At 62.4% G+C, this 21,093-nt stretch carries 14 protein-coding genes and 1 pseudogene; 3 read left to right on the forward strand and 12 right to left on the reverse strand.

Going from position 1 to position 21,093, the window contains the following annotated elements; genetic code table 11:
• Positions 1-71 precede the first annotated feature (71 nt).
• Positions 72-5,015 carry an alpha-2-macroglobulin gene (locus QWB57_RS01375; protein WP_288968014.1) on the forward strand — a complete coding sequence of 1,648 codons (4,944 nt, stop codon included), beginning with the start codon at positions 72-74 and terminating at the stop codon, positions 5,013-5,015.
• A 53-nt stretch (positions 5,016-5,068) separates the two neighbouring features.
• The gene (gene pbpC, locus QWB57_RS01380) at positions 5,069-7,411 is read left to right on the forward strand and encodes a penicillin-binding protein 1C (protein WP_288968015.1); all 2,343 of its coding nucleotides are present in this window, start codon (positions 5,069-5,071) and stop codon (positions 7,409-7,411) included.
• 33 nt (positions 7,412-7,444) lie between these two features.
• On the opposite strand, the gene QWB57_RS01385 is transcribed toward pbpC, so the two are convergent.
• Positions 7,445-7,927, reverse strand: coding sequence for a peroxiredoxin (locus tag QWB57_RS01385; protein WP_223629535.1), 483 nt, complete (start codon positions 7,925-7,927; stop codon positions 7,445-7,447).
• 93 nt (positions 7,928-8,020) lie between these two features.
• On the opposite strand from QWB57_RS01385, the gene QWB57_RS01390 reads away from it, so the two are divergent.
• Entirely contained in the window at positions 8,021-8,932 is a 912-nt protein-coding gene (locus tag QWB57_RS01390) for a J domain-containing protein (RefSeq protein ID WP_223629534.1), read from the forward strand.
• A 38-nt stretch (positions 8,933-8,970) separates the two neighbouring features.
• Here QWB57_RS01390 and pilH read toward each other — a convergent pair whose 3' ends face one another.
• The 11 genes and pseudogenes from pilH to purB form a co-directional block, all read right to left on the reverse strand.
• On the reverse strand, positions 8,971-9,348 hold the full coding sequence (gene pilH / locus QWB57_RS01395; RefSeq protein ID WP_223629533.1) for a twitching motility response regulator PilH: 378 nt from the start codon (positions 9,346-9,348) through the stop codon (positions 8,971-8,973).
• 57 nt (positions 9,349-9,405) lie between these two features.
• Positions 9,406-10,410 (reverse strand): YhdH/YhfP family quinone oxidoreductase, encoded by a 1,005-nt coding sequence (locus tag QWB57_RS01400; RefSeq protein ID WP_223629532.1) that lies wholly within the window; start codon positions 10,408-10,410, stop codon positions 9,406-9,408.
• The gene (locus tag QWB57_RS01405; protein ID WP_223629531.1) at positions 10,407-11,018 is read right to left on the reverse strand and encodes a TIGR00730 family Rossman fold protein; all 612 of its coding nucleotides are present in this window, start codon (positions 11,016-11,018) and stop codon (positions 10,407-10,409) included. Before QWB57_RS01405 ends, QWB57_RS01400 begins: the two co-directional genes overlap by 4 nt.
• The gene (locus QWB57_RS01410; RefSeq protein WP_223629530.1) at positions 11,015-11,368 is read right to left on the reverse strand and encodes a DUF3147 family protein; all 354 of its coding nucleotides are present in this window, start codon (positions 11,366-11,368) and stop codon (positions 11,015-11,017) included. Before QWB57_RS01410 ends, QWB57_RS01405 begins: the two co-directional genes overlap by 4 nt.
• Before the next feature lie 65 nt (positions 11,369-11,433).
• Positions 11,434-12,864: a dihydrolipoyl dehydrogenase gene (gene lpdA / locus QWB57_RS01415; RefSeq protein ID WP_288968016.1), complete on the reverse strand. Its 1,431-nt coding sequence runs from the start codon at positions 12,862-12,864 to the stop codon at positions 11,434-11,436.
• A 1-nt stretch (position 12,865) separates the two neighbouring features.
• Positions 12,866-14,062: a dihydrolipoyllysine-residue succinyltransferase gene (sucB, locus tag QWB57_RS01420; protein WP_288968018.1), complete on the reverse strand. Its 1,197-nt coding sequence runs from the start codon at positions 14,060-14,062 to the stop codon at positions 12,866-12,868.
• A gap of 32 nt (positions 14,063-14,094) precedes the next feature.
• Positions 14,095-16,929: a 2-oxoglutarate dehydrogenase E1 component gene (locus QWB57_RS01425; protein ID WP_288968019.1), complete on the reverse strand. Its 2,835-nt coding sequence runs from the start codon at positions 16,927-16,929 to the stop codon at positions 14,095-14,097.
• 155 nt (positions 16,930-17,084) lie between these two features.
• The gene (locus tag QWB57_RS01430; protein WP_288968075.1) at positions 17,085-17,558 is read right to left on the reverse strand and encodes a hypothetical protein; all 474 of its coding nucleotides are present in this window, start codon (positions 17,556-17,558) and stop codon (positions 17,085-17,087) included.
• Positions 17,559-17,573: 15 nt separating this feature from the next.
• Positions 17,574-18,778, reverse strand: a pseudogene (locus QWB57_RS01435) (cupin domain-containing protein); the annotation flags it as partial.
• The gene (gene bla, locus QWB57_RS01440; protein ID WP_288968020.1) at positions 18,775-19,674 is read right to left on the reverse strand and encodes a subclass B3 metallo-beta-lactamase; all 900 of its coding nucleotides are present in this window, start codon (positions 19,672-19,674) and stop codon (positions 18,775-18,777) included. The gene bla and the pseudogene QWB57_RS01435, both read right to left, overlap by 4 nt.
• A gap of 5 nt (positions 19,675-19,679) precedes the next feature.
• Positions 19,680-21,044, reverse strand: coding sequence for an adenylosuccinate lyase (purB, locus tag QWB57_RS01445; RefSeq protein WP_223629525.1), 1,365 nt, complete (start codon positions 21,042-21,044; stop codon positions 19,680-19,682).
• Positions 21,045-21,093: the final 49 nt, after the last annotated feature.

Genomic DNA, 21,093 nt, shown 5'->3' on the forward strand with positions numbered 1-21,093 from the left:
CAAACTCACGTCCTGAAATTCGCGTGCTTCGCGTCCTATACTCAAACCCAGTTCTCTGCGATGGAATCGCCATGCCTCGTTCAAGGATCCCGCTGCTGCGTTCTCTGCTCACCGCCGTGTTGCTGGCAAACCTGCTGCTCGGCCTGGCTGCCTGCAAACGCAATACAGAAGGGCAACTGCCCACCGCCAGTGGCGAGGCGATCAAGGCAGAGCGCGCAGCGGTCAAGGGCTTTGCGGTGGTGCGCGCGTATCCGGAGCAGCGCTCGGATGCGCTGACGGTGGCGGTGGAGTTCTCGCGGCCGTTGGTGGGCACGCAAGAGTTTGACAAGCTGGTATTGATTGATGCCAGCGGCGAAGATCGGAGTGGTTGGGCGCTTGGCGATGACGGCAAAACGCTGCGCTATCCGAATGTCGAAACCAACAAAACCTATACCCTGAAATTGTCCGGCACGCTGACCGCCGCTGATGGCACGACCTTGGGCAAGGATGTTGAGCTGAAGGTGTACACCGGCGAGTTGGAGCCGGTGGTGGGGTTTGCTTCGCAGGGCAGTGTGATTCCGGCGAAGGAATCACGCGGTTTGCCGGTGGTGTCGGTGAATGTGGATGAGGTGGACGTCGAGTTTCTGCGCGTGCGCGATACGGCGTTGCCAAAGTTCTTTGCCGAATATCAGCGTGCGGGCAAGCGCAGCAATTGGGAATTGGATCCGTCCTGGTACGATCCGGACGATGCCGACAGCCGCTCGCCAATCTCGAAATTGGCCGAGCCGGTGTACATGAATCGCTTTGTGCTCGGTGGCGCACGCAACGAGCGTGTATTGACCTATCTGCCAATCCAGAGCATTGGCGAGTTGCAAAAGCCGGGCCTGTATTTCGCGGTGATGAAAAAGACCGGCTCGTTCAAAGGTGAATTTGACACTGCATTTTTCAGCGTCAGCGACATCGGCCTGCATGTGCGCGCCTACAAGGACAAGGTGTTCGTGCATACCGCATCGCTTGCCACTGGCGATGGCTTGGGCGGGGTGGACTTGCAGGTGCTGGACGCACGCGGCGAGGCCATTTTCAAGGCCAGCACCGACAGCAATGGCAACGCACTGCTGAACTACACGCTGGATGCCGCGCATGTACTGACCGCATTGCGCGGCAAGGACATGTCGATGTTGTCGTTCAACCAGCCGGCACTGGATCTATCTGAATTTGCAGTGGGCGGCCGCGAACAGGCGTGGTTCGATGTGTTCGCGTGGTCCGGGCGTGATTTGTATCGCCCCGGCGAGACTGTGCGCGTGTCGGCGCTGCTGCGTGATTTTGATGGCAAGCCGGTGCCAGCAAAGAATGGCAAAACCCAATCGCTATTCGTGCGATTGAAACAGCCGGACGGCAAGACCTTCATTGAGTCGCGGATCGAGCCGGGTGCACAAGGCTATTTCCGTTTCGAAAAAACCATTCCCGCCGAGGCCCCCACTGGCCGTTGGCAAGTGGAGTTCCGTACCGACCCTGCCAGCAAGGACGCGGTCCAGGGCATGAGCCTGCGCATCGAGGAATTCCTGCCCGAGCGCATGAAGCTGGATCTGGATAGCGATGCGCCCGTGCTGCGGCCCGGCCAGCCGTTCCGGCTGCAGGCCAAGGGCGCGTATCTGTACGGCGCGCCGGCTGCCGGCAACCGCTTCACCGCCAAACTGGCGGTACGCGTGGACCAGCATCCGCTGGAGGCGTTGAAGGGCTGGTTCTTCGGTGATCCGACGGTGGTGCTGCCGAAAGACGCCAAGGATGTGGTGGATGCGCAGCTGGATGCCAAGGGTGAACTGCGGCAGGAGTTGCCACTGCCTGCGGAGGTTAAAAACAACACCCCGGTGCAAGCCATTGTGGCCGGAAGCCTGTTTGAATCCGGTGGCCGCAGCGTCAACCGCAGCGTCAGCCGCACCTTATGGCCGGCGGATGTGCTGGTAGGCGTGCGGCCATTGTTTGACGATGTCGAGGGTGCCAATCCCAATGCCAATGCCGGCTTTGAGTTGATGCGCTATGGCCGTGACGGCAAACCGCAACCCGGCAAGGGCCTGAAGGTGAGTTTGGTGCGCGAGCTGCGCGATTATCACTGGACCCACGATGACAGCAGTGGTTGGAATTACGATTTCACTCGCCGCTACAAAACCATTGAAACCCGCACCGTGGATGTTGGTAATACTGCGCTGCGTTTTGATATGCCGGTGGAGTGGGGCGATTACAGGTTGGATGTGTTCGACCCGGCCACGCAATTGACCATGCGCTACCCGTTCCACGCCGGCTGGGGATGGGACAACGAAAACCGCGGGCTGGATGCACGCCCCGACAAGGTCAAGCTGGCGCTGGACAAGCCCGCCTATCGTGCTGGTGACAAATTGAAAGTGACGCTGACCCCGCCGCATGCCGGCAAGGGCTTGGTGATGGTGGAATCCGATCGCATGTTGTTCGTGCAGTCGCTGGATGTGAAACCGGGTACCGTGGTCGAAATTCCCGTCACCCAGGACTGGGAGCGGCACGATATCTACATCACCGCCTTGGTACTGCGCGGTGGTAGTGCCGCCAGCAAAATCACCCCGGCACGTGCAGTGGGCGAGGTGTTCGTGCCGATGGATCGCAGTCAGCGCCGGGTTGCGGTGGGCTTGACGGTGCCATCGCAAGTGCGGCCTGAACAACCGTTGCAGGTGACCGTAAGTGCACCGCAGCTGGCGGGCAGGCAAGCCTTCGCGACGGTTTCGGCGGTGGATGTGGGCATCCTCAACATCACCCGCTTTCCGGTGCCGGATGCCAATGCGCACTTTTTTGCCCAGCGCCGCTTGGGGGTGGATGCGTATGACATCTATGCCCGCGTGATCGAGAGTTTCGACGGTGCCACTGCACGCATGCGCTTCGGTGGTGACATGGCCTTGGCCGCACTGCCGCAGGCACGTCGCCCGACGGCGCGGGTGCAGACCGTGGACCTGTTCGCAGGCCCGGTGCAATTGGATGCCAAGGGCAGTGCCAGGGTTGCGGTGAATGTGCCGGATTTCAACGGCACCTTGCGGGTCTCCACCTTGGTGTATTCCGACACGCAGTACGGCAATAAAGATGCGGAAGTAGTGGTGCGCGCGCCGATCGTCGCCGAAGCCAGCATGCCGCGTGCGATGGCGCCGGGGGATCGTGGCATGGTGACGCTGGACATCAGCAACTACACCGGCAAACCGGGTGCATTCAAGCTGCAAGTCGACGGCATTGGCCCGGCAACGATTGCCGAAGGCAGCCGCAGCCTGACGTTGGGCAGTGAAGCCAAATCGACGCTGAGTTTCCCGTTGTCTGCGCAGGAAGGTTACGGCGTGGCGCAGGTGCGGGTGCGGGTGGAAGGCAACGGCTTCAAGGTGGATCGCAAATATGATCTGCCGGTGCGCCCGGCGTGGCCGTCGGTGTTGCGTACACGCACGCAGGTACTTGCCACCGGCGGTGCCGCCAGCATGGATGGCAGCCTTGCGGAGGGTTTGATGCCCGGCTCGGTGCACGCACGCATGTTGGTCAGTGCGCTGCCACCGATTCCGTTTGGGGCGGCGCTCAAAGGCGCACTGGATTATCCGTATGGCTGCGCCGAGCAAACCACCAGCAAAGGTTATGCGGCATTGGAGCTGGATGCCGACACCGCGCAACGGTTTGGTGTGACCGGGTTGACGCCCGAGCAACGCCGTGCACGCATGGACGGCGCATTTGGCCGGTTGGCATCGATGCAGTTGGGCAATGGGCATTTTTCGATGTGGGGCAACGACGACAACGCCGACCCGCAGCTCACCCCGTACATTGTTGATTTCCTGTTGGATGCGCGCCAAGCCGGCTTTGCGGTACCCGATGGCGTGCTGCAAAAAGCCCTGCAACGCCTCAATGAGGATTTGCTGTCTGGCGGCAGCGGGTTCTACGGACGCGATCATCGCGAGTACTTGCAGTTTGCTTACAAAGCGTATGCCGGGTATGTCCTTGCCCGGGTCAATCGCGCGCCGTTGGGCACCTTGCGCAGCTTGTACGACAACGATCGCAAACATGCGTTGAAAGGGCTGCCATTGGTGCAGCTTGGCTTGGCGCTGGCGATGCAGGGTGACAAGCAGCGCGGCGAAAAAGCGATTGCCGATGGGTTTGCGTTCAAGGGGGATCGCCAAGGCTGGCTGGGCGATTACGGCAGCCCCCTGCGCGACGCTGCATTGATGATCGCCATCACCCACGAACGCGGCTACAGCAAGCCTGCGTATGACGCCAAGGTGATTGAACTGGGCCGCGAGTTGGAAGCACGGCGTGCAGCTTCGCCGTGGTTGTGGCTGAGTACGCAAGAACAAATCGCCTTGGCGCGTTTGGGTAAAGCCCTGCTGGTTTCGCAAACAAAGTTGGTGTCCGGCACATTGACCAGCGCCGGCGCGAACGAAGCTATCGCTGCCAGCAAGGGCTTCAGCCGTGAACTTGACTATGCCGCACTAGCCAAGGGGCTGCGCTTCCTGCCGCAAGGTGAAGGCCCGTATTACGCCAGTCTGGATGTAGCTGGTGTGCCGCGCACAGCACCGGCGGCGGATGCGCGACAAATCAAAGTCGAGCGCAATCTATTTGGCACCGATGGCAAGCCGTGGACGCCGCGTGCGCTGAAGGAGGGCGAGGCCTTGATCGTGCGCGTGGTCATTACCGCCGACCGCAACATGCCCGATGCCTTGCTGACTGATTTGTTGCCAGCCGGGCTTGAGATCGAAAACTTCAACCTGGGCGATGCCAAGCAGTGGGCCGACGTGGTGGTGGATGGCATCAACATCAGCGACCGCGCAAACGAGGCCAGCCTGAATCATGAGGAGTTCCGCGATGATCGTTATGTGGCGGCATTGAAGCTGCAAGCCGGCAGTCCCGCCAAATTGTTCTACTTGGTGCGTGCAGTCACCCCCGGCAGTTACACCGTCCCCCCGCCACTGGTGGAAGACATGTACCGGCCCGAGCTGCGTGGTGTGGGTAAATCCGTGCCTGACCGCATCACGGTGGTGCAGCCGTGATCCAGTGGCCTTCTTCCGGTTTCGGAAGAAGGATCAAAGCCACCGCCATCCGCATGTTGCCCTGGCTACGCTGGGGCACGGTGATGGTGTTGTTGGCGTTGCTGATTCTGGATGCCGCATTTCCATTACCGCTGCCCAAAACACGCGATGCGGCAGCCGTCGTGGTGGCACGGGACGGCACCCCGCTGCGCGCATTTGCCGATGCACATGGGGTGTGGCGTTACCCGGCCAGCCCCGAGTCGGTATCGCCGTTGTATCTGCAAGCGTTATTGGGTTACGAAGACCGCTGGTTCTGGAAGCATCCCGGGATCAACCCCATCGCGATGTTGCGTGCCGGGGCACAGGTGTTGCGCAATCGCCACATCGTTTCGGGTGGCTCTACCTTGACCATGCAAGTAGCACGCATCATCGACCCCGCGTTGCGCGATGGCAGTAGCCGCAGCATCGGCGGCAAGCTGCGGCAAGTGTTGCGTGCGCTGCAACTGGAAGCGCATTTGTCCAAGCGCCAAATCCTGACCCTGTATTTGCAGCGCGCACCGTTTGGTGGCCCCATTGAAGGCGTGGAAGCGGCCAGCTGGGCCTATCTTGGCAAGCCCGCCGCGCAACTCTCGCATGCTGAAGCGGCGTTGCTGGCGGTATTGCCGCAATCACCCACTCGATTGCGTCCGGATCGCAACCCGGAAGCCGCCCAGCATGCGCGTGACAAAGTGCTCGATCGCATGGCTGCGCTTGGCATTTGGTCCAAGCCGCAAGCGGACGATGCGCGCATTGAAACCGTGGTCTCGCGGCGCCTGCGCAATCCGATGGACGCAGCGTTGCTGGCGCAACGTTTGCATCGCAACCAGCCAACGCTGCCGCGTATCGTGTCCACGCTTGATGCGGGCCTGCAACGTGCGTTGGAAGAACGCGTGGCCAGTTATTTTTCCGACCTGCCGCCGCGCACGTCGGCTGCCTTGCTCGTCATCGATAATGCCACGCTGCAAGCGCGCGCCTATATCGGCTCAGTCGCCTTCGGTGATAAACAGCGCTTGGGTGATGTGGATATGGTGCAAGCGTGGCGCTCGCCCGGATCCACCCTCAAACCTTTCTTGTACGGAATGGCGCTGGAGGATGGGCTGATCCACTCCGAAAGTTTATTGCTGGATGCACCGCAATCGTTTGACGGCTATCGGCCCGGCAACTTCGACAAAGCATTCAATGGCCCCATTGGTGCGGCCGAAGCGCTGCGACTGTCGCTCAATGTACCGGCGGTAGAGCTGTTGAACCGGGTTGGCCCGGCGCGGTTTGCAGCACGCCTGCAACACGCGGGGCTTGTGCTGAAGTTCCCTGCCGGTGCAGCGCCGAATCTTTCCATGATCCTGGGCGGCACAGGGGCCAAGCTGGAAGACATGGTGGGGGCATTTGCGGCCTTGCATCGTGCTGGCATTGCCGGGCATGTGCGCTTTACCCAGGATGCACCGCTGATCGAGCGCCGTTTGCTATCGCCGGGGGCGGCGTGGATCGTGCGCGAAATCTTGGTGGCCAATCCGCGCCCTGGCGAGGCCCGCGAGTTGTTCGATAGCGGCCGGCGTCCGCAGGTGGCGTGGAAAACCGGCACCAGCTATGGCTTCCGCGATGCCTGGGCGCTGGGTGGCACCCCGCGTTATAGCGTCGGCGTGTGGGTCGGGCGGCCCGATGGCACGCCTTTGCCCGGCCAATACGGCGCGGTGACCGCGTTGCCGTTGTTGTTCGAAGTCATCGACAGTCTGCCGCACGCACCCACCGATCCGGTGCGCGTGCCAATGCCGCGCAACGTGTCCGATATCGCCATCTGCTGGCCCTCTGGCCTTGCTGCCGATACGCAATCGGCTGCGTTGTGCGCCAAGCGCATGCAGGCGTGGGTGTTGGATGGCGTGGTGCCGCCAACCTTTGCCGAGCGCCAAGCGCGATTGTGGAATCCCGGCATCGAACACTTCGACGTCGATGCGCACAGCGGCCTGCGGCTGTCGGCCAATTGCCGCCAGCCGCATGCATCCATTCCGCGTTCGATCGCACGTTGGCCAGCCTTGGCCTCGCCATGGTTGCCACAGGCATGGCGTGCGGCGGCCACGTTGCCGGCGCTGGCCGCCGATTGCGAGGACGATGGCCGCAATGCCACCACAGCACTGGTCATTGAGGGCGTGAACGATGCCGCCACGCTGATCCGTCCTCCCGGCCAAGGTGGCGGCGTGAAATTGGCCCTGCGTGCCACCGGTGCCAGTGGCAGGGTGCAATGGTTGCTGGATGGGCGTTGGATCGGTGAAACCGAGGCTGCGCAACCGTTGGCCTATGAATTTTCCAGCCCCGGCAAGCATACGCTGACAGCACTGGCCGATAGCGGCGCGTGGAACAGTTTGGGCTTCACAATCTTGCAGTAGTCGGGCGATCAGGCACCGGCTTGCGGGATGCAATCACTGCGGCAAATGCGTCAGTACGTACTCGGCCGAAGACACCCGAAACTCACCCGGTGCTTCCACCCATAACCCTTGCACCACGCCGTTATCGGCATACAGCGCAAACCGTTTGCAGCGCACGCCCATGCCATAGCCGCTGGCATCCATCTGCAGCCCCAACGCACGGGTGAAATCGGCGTTGCCGTCCGCCAACATTCGCAAGCCATCGGGGACATGCTGGCTTTTGCCCCAGGCCTGCATCACAAACGGGTCATTCACTGCCATGCAGGCCACTTCGATACCGCGCGTGCGGAACGCATCAAACTGTTCAACAAAGCCGGGCAGGTGGCGTTCGGAGCAAGTGGGCGTGAACGCACCTGGCACCGCAAACAGCAGCAACTTGCGGTCACCAAACAGGGTATGGGTATCGATCCGATGCACGCCGTTATCAATATAGGCAAGCACGGCTTCCGGGATGTGATCGCCAACTTGAATCGGCATGTTCGGGCCTCATTTCGATGAAAATACAGTGTACCCCGGGTTGCGCGGAGCGCAGGATGTTTCCTGCTGCGCAAACCCGGTCAAGGAGCAATCATGGAATTCAAAGATTACTACGGCATTCTGGGCGTTGAACCCAGCGCGGGCGACGCGGAAATCAAGACCGCGTACCGCCGCCTGGCGCGCAAATACCACCCGGATGTCAGCAAGGAAAAAAGCGCCGAGGAATCATTCAAGGCGGTCAACGAAGCCTATGAGGCGTTGCGTGACCCGGCCAAGCGCAAGGCGTATGACCAGTTGCGCGCCGGCGGCTACCGGCCGGGCGACGAAGTTCGCCCGCCACCGGGCGGATTTGGGCACGGACCGGGCGGGGGCGTGGATTTCGATGAAATTTTTGCAGGCGGTGGTGCTGGCGGCGGGTTTTCTGATTTTTTCGAAAATATGTTCGGGCGCGGTAGTCGTGCGGGTGGCGGCCCACGTTCAAATACCCGCGGGGGCGCACCGGCCGCCGATACCCGCGCCAAACTGGCGGTACCGTTGCAATCGGTGTACGCGGGCAGCAGCGTGCGTGTCACCGTCAACGGTCGCACCCTGGAAGTTCGGGTACCCAAGGGCATCAAACCCGGGCAAGTGATCCGCTTGGCCAAGCAGGGCAATGCCGGGCGTGATTTGTTGTTGGAGGTGGAATATGCCGCCGACCCGCAGTTCGAGGTGGATGGCAGCAACGTGATTCATGTGCTGCCGGTGGCCCCGTGGGAGGCAGCCTTGGGGGCGACCCTCAGCGTGCCAACCCTAGGCGGCGCGGTGGAGCTGAAGATCCCGGCGGATTCCGAATCCGGCCGCAAGCTGCGTTTGCGCGGACGAGGCTTGCCCAATGCCGGTACTGCGGCCGCTGGCGATCAAATCGTGGAACTGGAGATTCTTGCACCCAAGGCGCATACGGATGCGCAGCGCAAGGCGTACGCCAAGATGCGCGATGTGTTTGGCGAGGATTGGCGGCGCGCGTAAGGCGCGCAGGATCAGGCTGCGGGATCAGTGCGCTGCGTTCAGGCAGCGCCGGAACCGCCCAGATACTGGTTGATCAGATTGGCCAATTCGGTTTCGTTGAATGGCTTGGTGATGTACGCCTTGGCCCCTTGGCGCATGCCCCACACGCGGTCGGTGTCCTGATCTTTGGTGGTCACCAGAATCACCGGAATGTGTTTGGTGGTGGCATCACGGGTAATGGCGCGGGTGGCCTGAAACCCGTTGAGGTTAGGCATCACCACGTCCATCAGGACCAGATCAGGAATTTCGCGCTTGGCGGCTTCCGCCCCGGCGGCTCCATCTTCAGCGGTCAGTGCTTCATGGCCGAGTTTTTCGACGATGCGACGGATGCTCATCAGCTGGGAGGGTGAATCGTCAACAATCAGAATGCGTGCCATGGGAATCCCCGGAAATTCAATTGGATTGTAGCGGTCGCGGCGTAGCCTGCAAGCAGCTCAAACTGGGTTTGCGATACTCACCACGCTGCGGCCCAAGGATTGACCGGCCAACATGGCTGAAAATACCTCTGCAAGACCGTCTAAGCCTACTTCACGGGTGCAGATGGCGTCCAGATTGTCGGGTTTCCAGCTGTCCGCCAACCGCCGCCAGACCTCTTCACGGATATCGCGCGCGGTGCCGGCCGAGGCTACCCCCAGCAGCGACACGCCGCGAATGATGAACGGCATCACCGTGGCATGCAGTTCGTGCGACGCCGCCAGCCCGCAACTGGCCACATTGCCGTAGGGTGCGGTCTGCGCCAACAGGGCGGCCAGCATCGGCCCGCCGACATTGTCCAGACCGCCGCCAAAGCGGGCGGTGTCCATCGGTTTGGTGGTGGCCAATGCGTCGCGGCCCAAGACTTCGTGCGCACCCAGCGACTTCAGATAGTCCGCATGCTCGGGTTTTCCGCTGATCGCGTGGACTTCATAACCGGCCTTGCGATAAATAGCCAATGCCAACGAGCCCACGCCGCCGCTGGCCCCCGTCACCGCCAAAGGGCCGTGCGCCGGTGTTTGGCGATTGTCTTCCATCCGCAGCAAGCCCAGTGCAGCGGTGAAGCCAGCGGTGCCCAGGATCATCGCTTCGCGCAGGCTCAGCCCTGTGGGCAACGGGATAACCCACTTCGCCTCCAGCCGTGCATATTCGCTATAACCGCCGTCGCGGGTTTCCGACAGGCCACTGCCGGTCACCAGCACCGCGTCGCCTTCTTTGAAGGCCGCATCGGTGGATGTCACTACATGCCCCGCCACATCAATCCCGCCCACCAGCGGAAATTGCCGCAGGATTTTGCCTTGGCCGGTACCCGCCAGTGCGTCTTTGTAGTTGATGGAGGAGTACGCGGTCTTGATGATCACCTCGCCGGAGTTGAGATCCGTCAGCGCGATCGATTCCAGCCCGCTGCGGTAGCCCGCCGCGTCATTGTGAATTCGGAATGCGCGAAACGACGAGGGAATGCTCATACGTCCTCCGATGACAATTTGAGTTGGCTGCGGCGTTTTTCATCCAGCCATTTGTCGGCCTGCGCCGGAATGTAATTGCGCATCCACGTCAGCAATGTATCGATGTCATGGCCTTGCCACAGGTCGTGGCGCTGCTCCGCGTGCAGAAAACGCTCGCGCACCATGGTGTCCAGCATGGCCATCAGTGGCTCCCAAAAGCCATTGTTGTCGAGGAAGGCGCAGGGTTTCTTGCCGAGGCCCAGCTGCCGCCAAGTCAGCATTTCGAACATCTCGTCCAGCGTGCCGAAGCCGCCGGGGAGGGCAACGAAGCCGTCGGCCAGTTCGAACATGCGTGCCTTGCGGGTGTGCATGGAATCCACGATTTCCAGTCGCGTCACATCCTTGTGCGCCACTTCCCAATCGACCAGCTGCTGCGGGATCACGCCGATCACTTCACCGCCGCCGGCGAGGACGGCATCGGCCACGATGCCCATCAGGCCGACGTTGCCGCCGCCATAGACCAGCGCGATGCCGTCGCGGGCGAGGCGCGCGCCGAAGTCGCGGGCCAGCGCGGCGTAGGCCGGATCACCGCCGGCGTTGGAACCGCAATAGACGCAGAGGGTCTTCATCCTGCACTCCTGAAATGGGTCAAGGCCGCCTGGGTGGCGCTCATGCCGGCGAAGGCGGCGACCGCCGCCACCGCGAAACACGCCCAGACCGGCCAGCCGGCCCGCAGCGACAGGCTCAGCGCCGGGAAGAACGCCAGCCCGCCCAGCACGAACCAAAAGATATCCATCGACAGCCGCGCCACTTGGCGCGGGTCGCCGGTGTCGACGTACAGCCAGCCCAGCACCAGCAGCGACGTCACCGGCAGCGCCGCCACCAGCGCGCCCAGCAGGCCGGGGCGCTTGGCGAGGCCCGAGGCGAGCAGCACCAGCGCCACCGTGATCGTCGTCTTGAGCAGGAACTGCAGGGGCATCGGCGTAGCGGGACCTCGAAATGCGAACGGCGCCGCGAGGGCGCCGTCCGGGGACGCGGGCGGCCTTAGTTGGCCTTGTGGATCGCCCGCTTGTGCACCGCCATCGCGGCGTCGTGCACGGCTTCGCTCAGCGACGGGTGGGCGTGGCAGATGCGCGCCAGGTCGTCGGCGCTGCCCTTGAACTCCATCGCCAGCACGCCTTCGTGGACCAGCTCGGACACGTTGGCGCCGACCAGGTGCATGCCGAGGATGGTGTCGGTCTCGGCATGCGCCAGCACCTTCACGAAGCCCGCCGGCTCGGCCATCGCCACCGCGCGGCCGACCGCCGCGAACGGGAAGCTGCCGGCCTTGTACGGGATGCCCTCGGCCTTCAGCTGCTCCTCGGTCTTGCCGACCCAGGCGATTTCCGGCTCGGTGTAGATCACCCACGGGATGGTGTCGAAGTTGACGTGGCCCGGCAGGCCGGCGATCAGCTCGGCCACCGCGATGCCTTCCTCGAAGCCCTTGTGCGCCAGCATCGGGCCGCGCACGCAGTCGCCGACCGCCCACACGCCGTCGACGCCGGTGTGGCAATGCGCGTCGACCTCGATCTGGCCGCGCTCGTTGAGCTTCACGCCGGTGCCTTCGGCCAGCAGGCCCTTGGTGGCGGCGCGGCGGCCCACGGCCACCAGCAGCTTGTCCACCACCAGTTCCTGCGCCGCGCCCTTGTCATCGGTGTAGCTGATGTGCACGCCGTCCTTCTTGACCTCGGTGGCGGTGCACTTGCAGCCCAGCTTGATGTCCAGGCCCTGCTTCTTGAATTCGCGCGCGGCGACCTTGCTCACTTCCGCGTCGGCCGCGGCGAGGAAGTTCGGCAGGCCTTCGAGGATGGTGACCTCGGCGCCCAGGCGCTTCCACACGCTGCCCAGCTCCAGCCCGATCACGCCGGCGCCGATCACGCCGAGGCGCTTCGGCACCTGCTCCAGGTCCAGCGCGCCAACGTTGTCGATGATGTGTTCGCCGAACTTGGCGAACGGCAGTTCGATCGAATCCGAACCGGCGGCGAGGATGACGTTGGTGCCCGCAAGCGAAACCTCGGAACCGTCGTGCTGCTTGACCTTGACGATGTTGCCCGGCTGAAGCTGGCCGAAGCCGTAGAACGCGGTGATCTTGTTCGCCTTGAACAGCGCCGCGATGCCGCCGGTGAACTGCTTCACGATGCCGTCCTTGCGGGCGACCATCTTCTTCACGTCGATCGCAGGCGACTCGAAGCTGATGCCGTGCTGGTCGAAGAGGTGGCCCATGTTCCAGAACTGGCGGCTGGAATCCAGCAGCGCCTTGGACGGGATGCAGCCCACCCGCAGGCAGGTGCCGCCCAGCGCCGGCTTGCCGTCCTTGCCCAGCGCGGCGTCGATGCAGGCGGTCTTCAGGCCCAGCTGCGCGGCGCGGATGGCGGCGTGGTAGCCGGCGGGGCCGGCACCGATGACGACGACGTCGAAAGTGTGTTGTTCGCTCATCTCACATCCCCAACAGCATGCGGTGCGGGTTTTCCAACTGGTTCTTGATATCGACCAGGAACAGCACGGCTTCCTTGCCATCGATGATGCGGTGGTCGTAGGACAGCGCGATGTACATCATCGGTGCGGCAATGACTTGGCCGTTTTCGACGATGGCACGTTCCTTGATGGTGTGCATGCCGAGGATGGCGCTCTGCGGCGGGTTCACGATCGGAGTGGACATCAACGAACCAAAGGTGCCGCCATTGGTGATCGTGAAGGTGCCGCCCTGCAGGTCATCCAGACCCAGTTTTCCGTCGCGCGCTTTCTTGGCATAAGTGGCAATGCCTTGTTCGATCTCGGCAAACCCCATGCGTTCGACATTGCGCAGCACCGGAGTCACCAAACCCTTGTCGGTGGACACCGCGATGCTGATATCGGCATAGCCGTGATAGATCACATCGCTGCCATCCACCGAGGCATTGATGACCGGGTACTTCTGCAGTGCGTTGGCGGCGGCCTTGGCAAAGAAGCTCATGAAGCCCAGCTTGATGCCGTTGGCCTTTTCGAACTGCTCGCCCAGCTCCTTGCGCATCTGCATGACCTTGGCCAGATTGACTTCATTGAACGAGGTCAGCATCGCAATCGAGTTTTTCGACTGCATCAGGCGTTCGGCGATGCGGGTACGCATACGGGTCATCGGGACGCGTTCTTCCGGGCGCGCGCCGCCACCCACGCCGGCGGTCTTGCCACTGGCGTAGTTGACGATGTCTTCCTTGGTCACCATGCCGCGACGGCCGGTGCCGGCGACATCCGCAGGATTTACGCCGCTGGTGGTGGCGGCAAAGCGTGCGCCTGGCGGCAGGGTCTCGGCGGCGGCAGCGGCGACGGGCGCAGCTGGGGCGGCGGCGGCCGGAGCCGTCGCCTGCGGTGCCGGTGCAGCGGGCGCCGGTGCGGCGGGTGCGGGTGCTGCGGCAACGGCGCCTTCTTCAATCAGCGCAAGCAGCTGCTGGCTGGTGACGGTGGCACCTTCGGCAAACTTGATCTCCTTGATCACGCCATCCACCGGCGAGGGCACTTCCAGCACCACCTTGTCGGTTTCAAGATCAAGCAGGTTTTCGTCACGCTTGACGGTGTCGCCAACTTTTTTATGCCAGCTGGCAATCGTGGCGTCGGAAACGGATTCGGGAAGAACCGGGACTTTGACTTCGGTGGTCATATGGGCGTCCTGTCGGAAAATAGGTCTGAAGGTCAGTCAGCGGCAGTGTCGCCGGCGACGGGATTGGTGAAGGCATCGTCCAACAGCTGCTGCAATTCGCGCAGATGGTCGGCCATATGCCCCACGGCGGGTGATGGCGAGCGCGGCCGGCCAGCGTAGCCCAAGGTTTGTTTGGCTTGCAGGCAGGCACGCAAATGGTGCTGGATCTGGTACCAGGCACCTTGGTTTTGCGGTTCTTCCTGACACCACACAACCTCGCTGGCCTTGCTGTACTTGGCCAGTTCGGCGGCCAGCCGGGTGCGTGGGAACGGGTAGAGCTGTTCGACGCGGACCAAGGCCACATCGGTCTTGCCGCGCTTTTGCTGGTCTTCCAGCAGGTCGTAATAGACCTTGCCGGAGCACAACACCACGCGCTTGACCTGCTTCGCATCGGCGTTGGCATCGCCAATCAGATGCTGGAACTCGCCATTGGCCATCTCTTCCAGCGAGGACACTGCCAGCTTGTGGCGCAGCAGCGATTTCGGGCTCATGACCACCAGCGGTTTGCGGGTGGTCATGTGCAGCTGGCGACGCAGCATGTGGAAGGCCTGCGCCGGGGTGGAGGGTACGCACACCAGCATATTCTCCAGTGCGCACAGTTGCAGGAAGCGCTCCAGCCGCGCCGAGCTGTGTTCCGGGCCTTGGCCTTCGTAGCCGTGCGGCAGCAGCAAGGTCAAGCCGGCCACGCGGCCCCACTTGGCCTCGCCGGCAGCCACGAATTGGTCGATCACCACCTGCGCACCATTGGCAAAGTCGCCAAACTGGCCTTCCCAGATGCACAGGGTGTCGGGGTCGGTGGTGGAGAAGCCATATTCGAACGCCATCACCGCTTCTTCGCTGAGTAGCGAATCAACCACCGCAGCGCGTTCGGGTGAGCTGACCAGTTGCCGCAGCGGCAGGTAATAACTGTCGGTCTTCTGGTCGTGCAAGATCGCGTGACGGTGGGTGAAGGTGCCACGGCCGACGTCCTGGCCGACCAAGCGCAGGGCGAAGCCTTCATCCAGCAAGGTGGCGTAGGCCAGGTTTTCGGCAAAACCCCAGTCGCCGGGCTGTTCGCCTGCGGCCATCTTGCGGCGGTCGTCATACACCTTGGCCACGCGCGAGTGCAGTTGCACTTCGTTGGGGATGGTGTTGATTTGCGCGGCCAGCGCTTTGAGCTTGTCCATGCCCACGGCGGTACTGATGGCATCGGAGAGCTTGCCGGAGAGCAGCTTGGGCCAATCCACGTACAGCGGATCGGTGGGGGCCAGTTTGTGTGCAGCGGCAACTTCGGTGGTGCATTCACCGGAGTCCAATTTGTTGCGATAGGTATCCACCAAGGCAGTACCCGTACCGGCGGAGATGACACCGGCGGCTTCCAGCTGCGCGGCGTACAGCTCGCGGGTGGTCTTGTGCTGGCGGATGACCTGGTACATCAGTGGCTGGGTGATCGACGGTTCGTCGGCCTCGTTGTGACCGTGGCGGCGGTAGCACACCAGATCGATGACCACATCCTTGGCAAATTGCTGGCGGAACTCGAACGCCAGTTGCGCGGCAAACACCACGGCTTCAGGATCATCGCCGTTGACGTGCAGCACCGGAGCGCCCACGAACTTGGCGATGTCGGTGCAGTAGCGGGTGGAGCGGGTGTCTTCCACGTTGGAGGTGGTGAAGCCCACCTGATTGTTGACCACCACATGCACGGTGCCGCCCACCGTGAAGCCGCGTGCCTGCGACATCTGGAACAGCTCCATCACCACACCCTGGCCGGCAAACGCCGAATCGCCGTGGATCAGGATGGGCATGACTTGCTTGCGGGCGTGATCGCCACGGCGCTCCTGACGCGAGCGCACGCTGCCGGCGACCACCGGATCCACGATTTCCAGATGCGAGGGGTTGAACGCCAGCGCCAGATGCACCGGGCCGCCGGGGGTACTGACATCGGCAGAGAACCCCATGTGGTATTTCACGTCTCCGGCAATGGCGTGTTCGTCGTGGTCGAATTTGCCTTCGAACTCATCGAACAATTTGCGCGGGTTTTTGCCCAGTGTGTTCACCAGTACGTTCAAACGGCCGCGATGGGCCATCCCGATGATGACGTCCTTGACACCGGCACTGCCGGCACCGCGAATGACGGTGTCCATCAATGGAATCAGCGCATCGCCGCCTTCCAGCGAAAAGCGTTTCTGGCCGACGTATTTGGTGTGCAGGTAGCGCTCCAGACCTTCGGCGGCGGTCAGGCGTTCCAGCGTGCGGCGCCGGGTATCGGCATCCAGGTTGTAATTGCCACCGGCCGCTTCCAGCCGTTGATACAGCCACTGCCGCTGGTCGGCCTCGAAAATGTGCATGAACTCTGCACCGATACTGCCGGTGTAGGTGGCTTGCAGGTGTGCAACCAAATCACGCAGCTTCATTCGCGTCTGACCCGCCACGCCGCCGGTGCTGAACTCATCGGCAAGATCCGACTGGCCCAGATGGTGGAAACCCAGATCCAGATCCGGTGGGTTGACCGGCGTGGCCATGCCCAGCGGGTCAAGCTTGGCAGCCAGGTGCCCGCGTGAGCGGTAGGCGGTGATCAAGCGGCCGATATTGCGTTCGCGCTCATCGCCACCTGCGCTGCCGGCCAGTTGGCCTCGGGCGGCCAATTTGCCGGCCTCGGCAATCTGCTCGATGACCGCAGAGTGCGGCACATCACCGGCTTCGCGGCCATGCAGGCCATCGAAATACTGTTTCCATTTGCCATCAACACTGTCCGGCGCAACCAGATATTGCTCGTACAAGTCTTCGATGAACGCGCCATTGGCGCCGAGTTGGGAGGTTTGAGCGAACTGCTTGAGGAGACTGTCCACGGGGTGGCTAGCAACCTATTGGTGGGGAAGGGAATGGGGCTTGTCTGCGCCAGAAACAAAAACAGGCTGAAAATGAATACGCGCAAACAAAGAATTGGAATTATAGCCACAGGGCCCCGCCTGCAGTACCGATTCCGGTCAAGAAAATGCCGGTTTCAGATTCCCAAAGCCCTGTATTCAGCTATGGGTCGGGAACGCTCCCAGATTTCTTCGAAGCGTTGCTGCAACTGCCGTACGCGGCCGCGCCCATCCAAGCAGGCAATCCCCTCGGCGCGTTCACCCAGCGTGCGCGTGTAATAACCGCCGGTGTCATTGGCCAGCATGGCGCTGCGATCTTCGCGATAGACCGGATCATTCACTTCGCGGAACTGGAACACGCTGGGCAGCCGCTGCGCCAATTCCAGCAGTTTGGCGTGCGCCGCCTGCGGCGCGGTGGCATCGTGCAACAGGATCAACACTTGGCCATCGCGGCCGGCGGTGGCAAAGTCGCGCAGCGCGGTGAGCAGGTCGGCATGGTCGAACAGCCAGGATTCCATATCCAGGCTGCGGATCCACACGCGGCGGCGGGCATTGGCCACGATTTGGGTGGCCAGAGCAATGGCGGTGGGATGGTCGCTGACCCGAATCAGCGTGCTGCTGTCAGCGTTGTCACTGGCGTCGTTCATGGGGCGTCCTCCTGCATCAGTTGGTAGTGCCCGGCACCGAGCAAGGCGATGACAGCGGCACGCCCGGCATCGCTCAGGCCCGCATGCAGCGGAGCGTCGATGGTATCGCTGGCAGCCAGCACACGGGCGTCGGCGCTGGGCAGCGGGTAGGCAACACCGCCCGCATACAGCCGTGCCGTGTTGTCGCTGGCGCAGGCTGCCTGCCGCCACGCCATCCGCGACCAAGGGTGGCGGATGAGTTGCGCGCCATCGGCCAGCGCCAGTGCCACCCCATCGCCAGGCGGCGGGTTGTCGGCGGGCACCGGCAACACCGCGCTGCGATAGGTGGTGATGAAGCTGCCAAACCAGTCGCCAAAGCGGTCGGGGTCATCCATGCGCAGCTGTTGCAAGGCCGCGTGCACACGTTGGATAGCGGCGGCGTCGATTTCGTTGGGGTCACTGGGCAGGACGATATCGGGATCAGCGTAGCGCAGCTCGTCCGGGGCATCGGCAGCCAGCGTATCCACGTAATCACCCAGCAGTTCGGCCGCTGCCGGCGCACGCATCCCGACCGAAATGGTCAAACACGCATCCACTGCCACCCCGTGGTGCGGCACCCCGGGCGGCAGATACAGCATGTCGCCGGGTTGCAGCACCCAGTCATGGCTGGGCGTGAAGTCGCGCAACAGTTTGAGTTCCACATCGTCGCGACATGCCAGCGGCGGATGTGCACCGGCATCGATCTGCCAATGCCGCTGACCCTGGGCCTGCAACAAAAACACATCGTATTGATCGACATGCGCCCCCACCGAACCGCCGGTGGCCGCAAAACTGATCATGATGTCGTCGATCCGCCAGCGCGGCAGAAATTCGAAATGCGCCAGCAATGCGCGCACATCGCCATCCCACTTGTCCACATCCTGCACCAGCAAGGTCCAGTCGTGGTCGGGCAGGCCAGGGAAGTCGTCTTCGGCAAACGGCCCGTGGCGCACGCGCCAACTGTCGTCGCGTTTGTCGTGTTCAATCAAGCGCGCCAACACGCCATCTTCGCAGGCCAAACCGGCGAGGTCTTCAGGTTCAATCGGCGGGACAACATCAGGGAATGCATTGCGAATCAGCAGCGGCTGCTTTTGCCAGTAGTCGCGCAGGAACACCGCAGGGGGCATGCCCAGCAGTCCTTTGCCGGTGGCGTCGATTTCGATCATGGCTTCGCCCCGGCTTGCTCTTGTTGCAGGCGCGCAGCCAGTGCGATGCGCCCATTGGCGGCGTAAGTTTTGCAGGCGTTGGCATCAATCAGCGGTGCGCGCCCTTGCATCCGTGCAAATAAATTGACTGCAAGTGGATGTGGCGCAATCTGGATGTCGCAGGGCAGCGCGGCGATGGTGTCCAGGCCGTGCTCAAATGCGGCCACATAGGCCGGGTGCGCAGAGTATTGGAAGTCGTTGTCCGAAATCGCACTGCTGCTGTCGGTATAGGCGATATTGAGGCAGTGCTTGCCTGCGCAGGACCGCCATGTCCAAGAGGTACCCCCCGCGGCGTGTCCGGGCGTGGCATGTGCGGTCAGCGCCAATTGGCTGCCAACGCGAATGGTTTCGCCATCCGCAACGACTGCAGTGTTTGCAACCGGTGGAAAGACCGTGGAGCCATCCAGAAATTGCGGGTCGCTGCGGTCGCCGTGGCCAGACTGGAACGTGGCAAGCGCGGGCGCACGCACGCGCACCACTGCACCGGTGATGCGCTGCAAATAGGCAATACCGCCGGCGTGGTCACGGTGCTCGTGCGAGTTGACGATGTACTTCACATCCTGTGGCTTGAAACCCAATGCACGGATATTGGCCGCGATCAGTGGGCCTGCGGCCTCGCTGGCACCATCGATCACTACATGGCCTGCAGGGGATGTCACCAGCAAGGCCGTCAGCCCGCAACTGCCCACATACCACGTATTGCCAAACAGCTTGCGTGGCGGTGCGCGGTCATCCCAGCCGTCCATGACAGTTGCATGGGCAGGACAATGTGGCACCGCTGGCTGCTCGCGCTTGGCGGCGCTGACGGTGCAAGCCGGCAGCATCATCAGTACGGCAAACGTGCGCGCAAGCTGCATGACGCTCAAATACTCCGCGCCAAGTACGCGGCCAGGCCGGTATAGCGGCCCGGCGTCATCGCCAGCAGGCGCTGTTTGGCGTCGGTGGGCAAGTCCAGCGTTTCGATGAAAGCGCGCATCGTGGTGGCATTGATGTCCTGGCCACGCGTCAACGCCTTCAGTTGTTCATACGGATTAGGCAAGCCGTGGCGACGCATTACGGTTTGCACGGCTTCGGCCAATACTTCCCAACTGGCGTCGAGGTCGGCGTTCAAGCGTTCGGCGTTCATGATCAGCTTGTTCAAGCCGCGCTGCAGGGCATCGAAGCCGATCAACTGATGGCCAAACGCGGTGCCGAGTGCGCGCAGCACGGTGGAGTCGGTCAGGTCGCGTTGCCAGCGTGAGATCGGCAGTTTGGCGGCGAAATGTTCGAACAGGGCATTGGCAATGCCGAAGTTGCCTTCGGCGTTTTCAAAATCAATCGGGTTGACCTTGTGCGGCATCGCGCTGCTGCCCACTTCGCCGGCCTTGACCACCTGCTTGAAATAGCCTTGCGAGATATAGCCCCAGATGTCGCGGCACAAATCAATCAGGATGGTGTCGATGCGCTTGGCCACATCGCTGAGTTCAGCGATGCCATCGTGCGGCTCGATCTGGGTGGTGTAGGGCTGCCAGTCAAGATCCAGCGATTCGACGAAATGTTTGGAAAACGCCGGCCAATCCATATCGGGATAAGCCACGCTGTGCGCATTGTAATTGCCCACCGCGCCGTTGATCTTGCCCGGCATCGGCAAGCCGGCCAGCACTTCGCCTTGGCGTTGCAGGCGCGCCACCACATTGGCCAATTCCTTGCCCAGGGTGGTGGGTGAGGCAGTCTGGCCGTGGGTGCGCGAGAGCATCGGCTGGCTGGCGTAGTCGTGCGCCATCGTGCGCAGTTTCTCGATCAGGCCATCGAGTTTGGGCAGCAGCACATCTTGCCGTGCCTGGCTCAGCATCAGTGCATAGCTGAGGTTGTTGATATCTTCGCTGGTGCAGGCAAAGTGGACGAATTCCAATGCGGGCCCGAGCTCGGCATCGTCCTTGAGCTGTTCCTTGATGAAGTATTCCACTGCCTTCACGTCGTGATTGGTGGTGGCTTCAATGGTTTTGACGCGGGCGGCATGCACCACCGAAAACCCATCGGCCAATTGCCGCAAGCGGCTGATTTGGGCATCGGAAAATGGCTTCAATTCGGGGATTGCAGGTTCAGCCGCCAATGCCAGCAACCATTCCACTTCCACCTTCACCCGCGCCTTGATCAGGCCATATTCGGAAAAGATCGGGCGCAGGGCGTCCACTTTGCCGGCATAGCGGCCATCGAGCGGGGACAGGGCGGTGAGGGTGTCGGACATGGAGGCGAGGGACTGGAAACGGGCCTCTATTGTAGAGCCGAGCTTGCTC

It is taken from the genome of uncultured Thermomonas sp. (assembly GCF_937872235.1).
GTDB lineage: Bacteria > Pseudomonadota > Gammaproteobacteria > Xanthomonadales > Xanthomonadaceae > Thermomonas > Thermomonas beijingensis.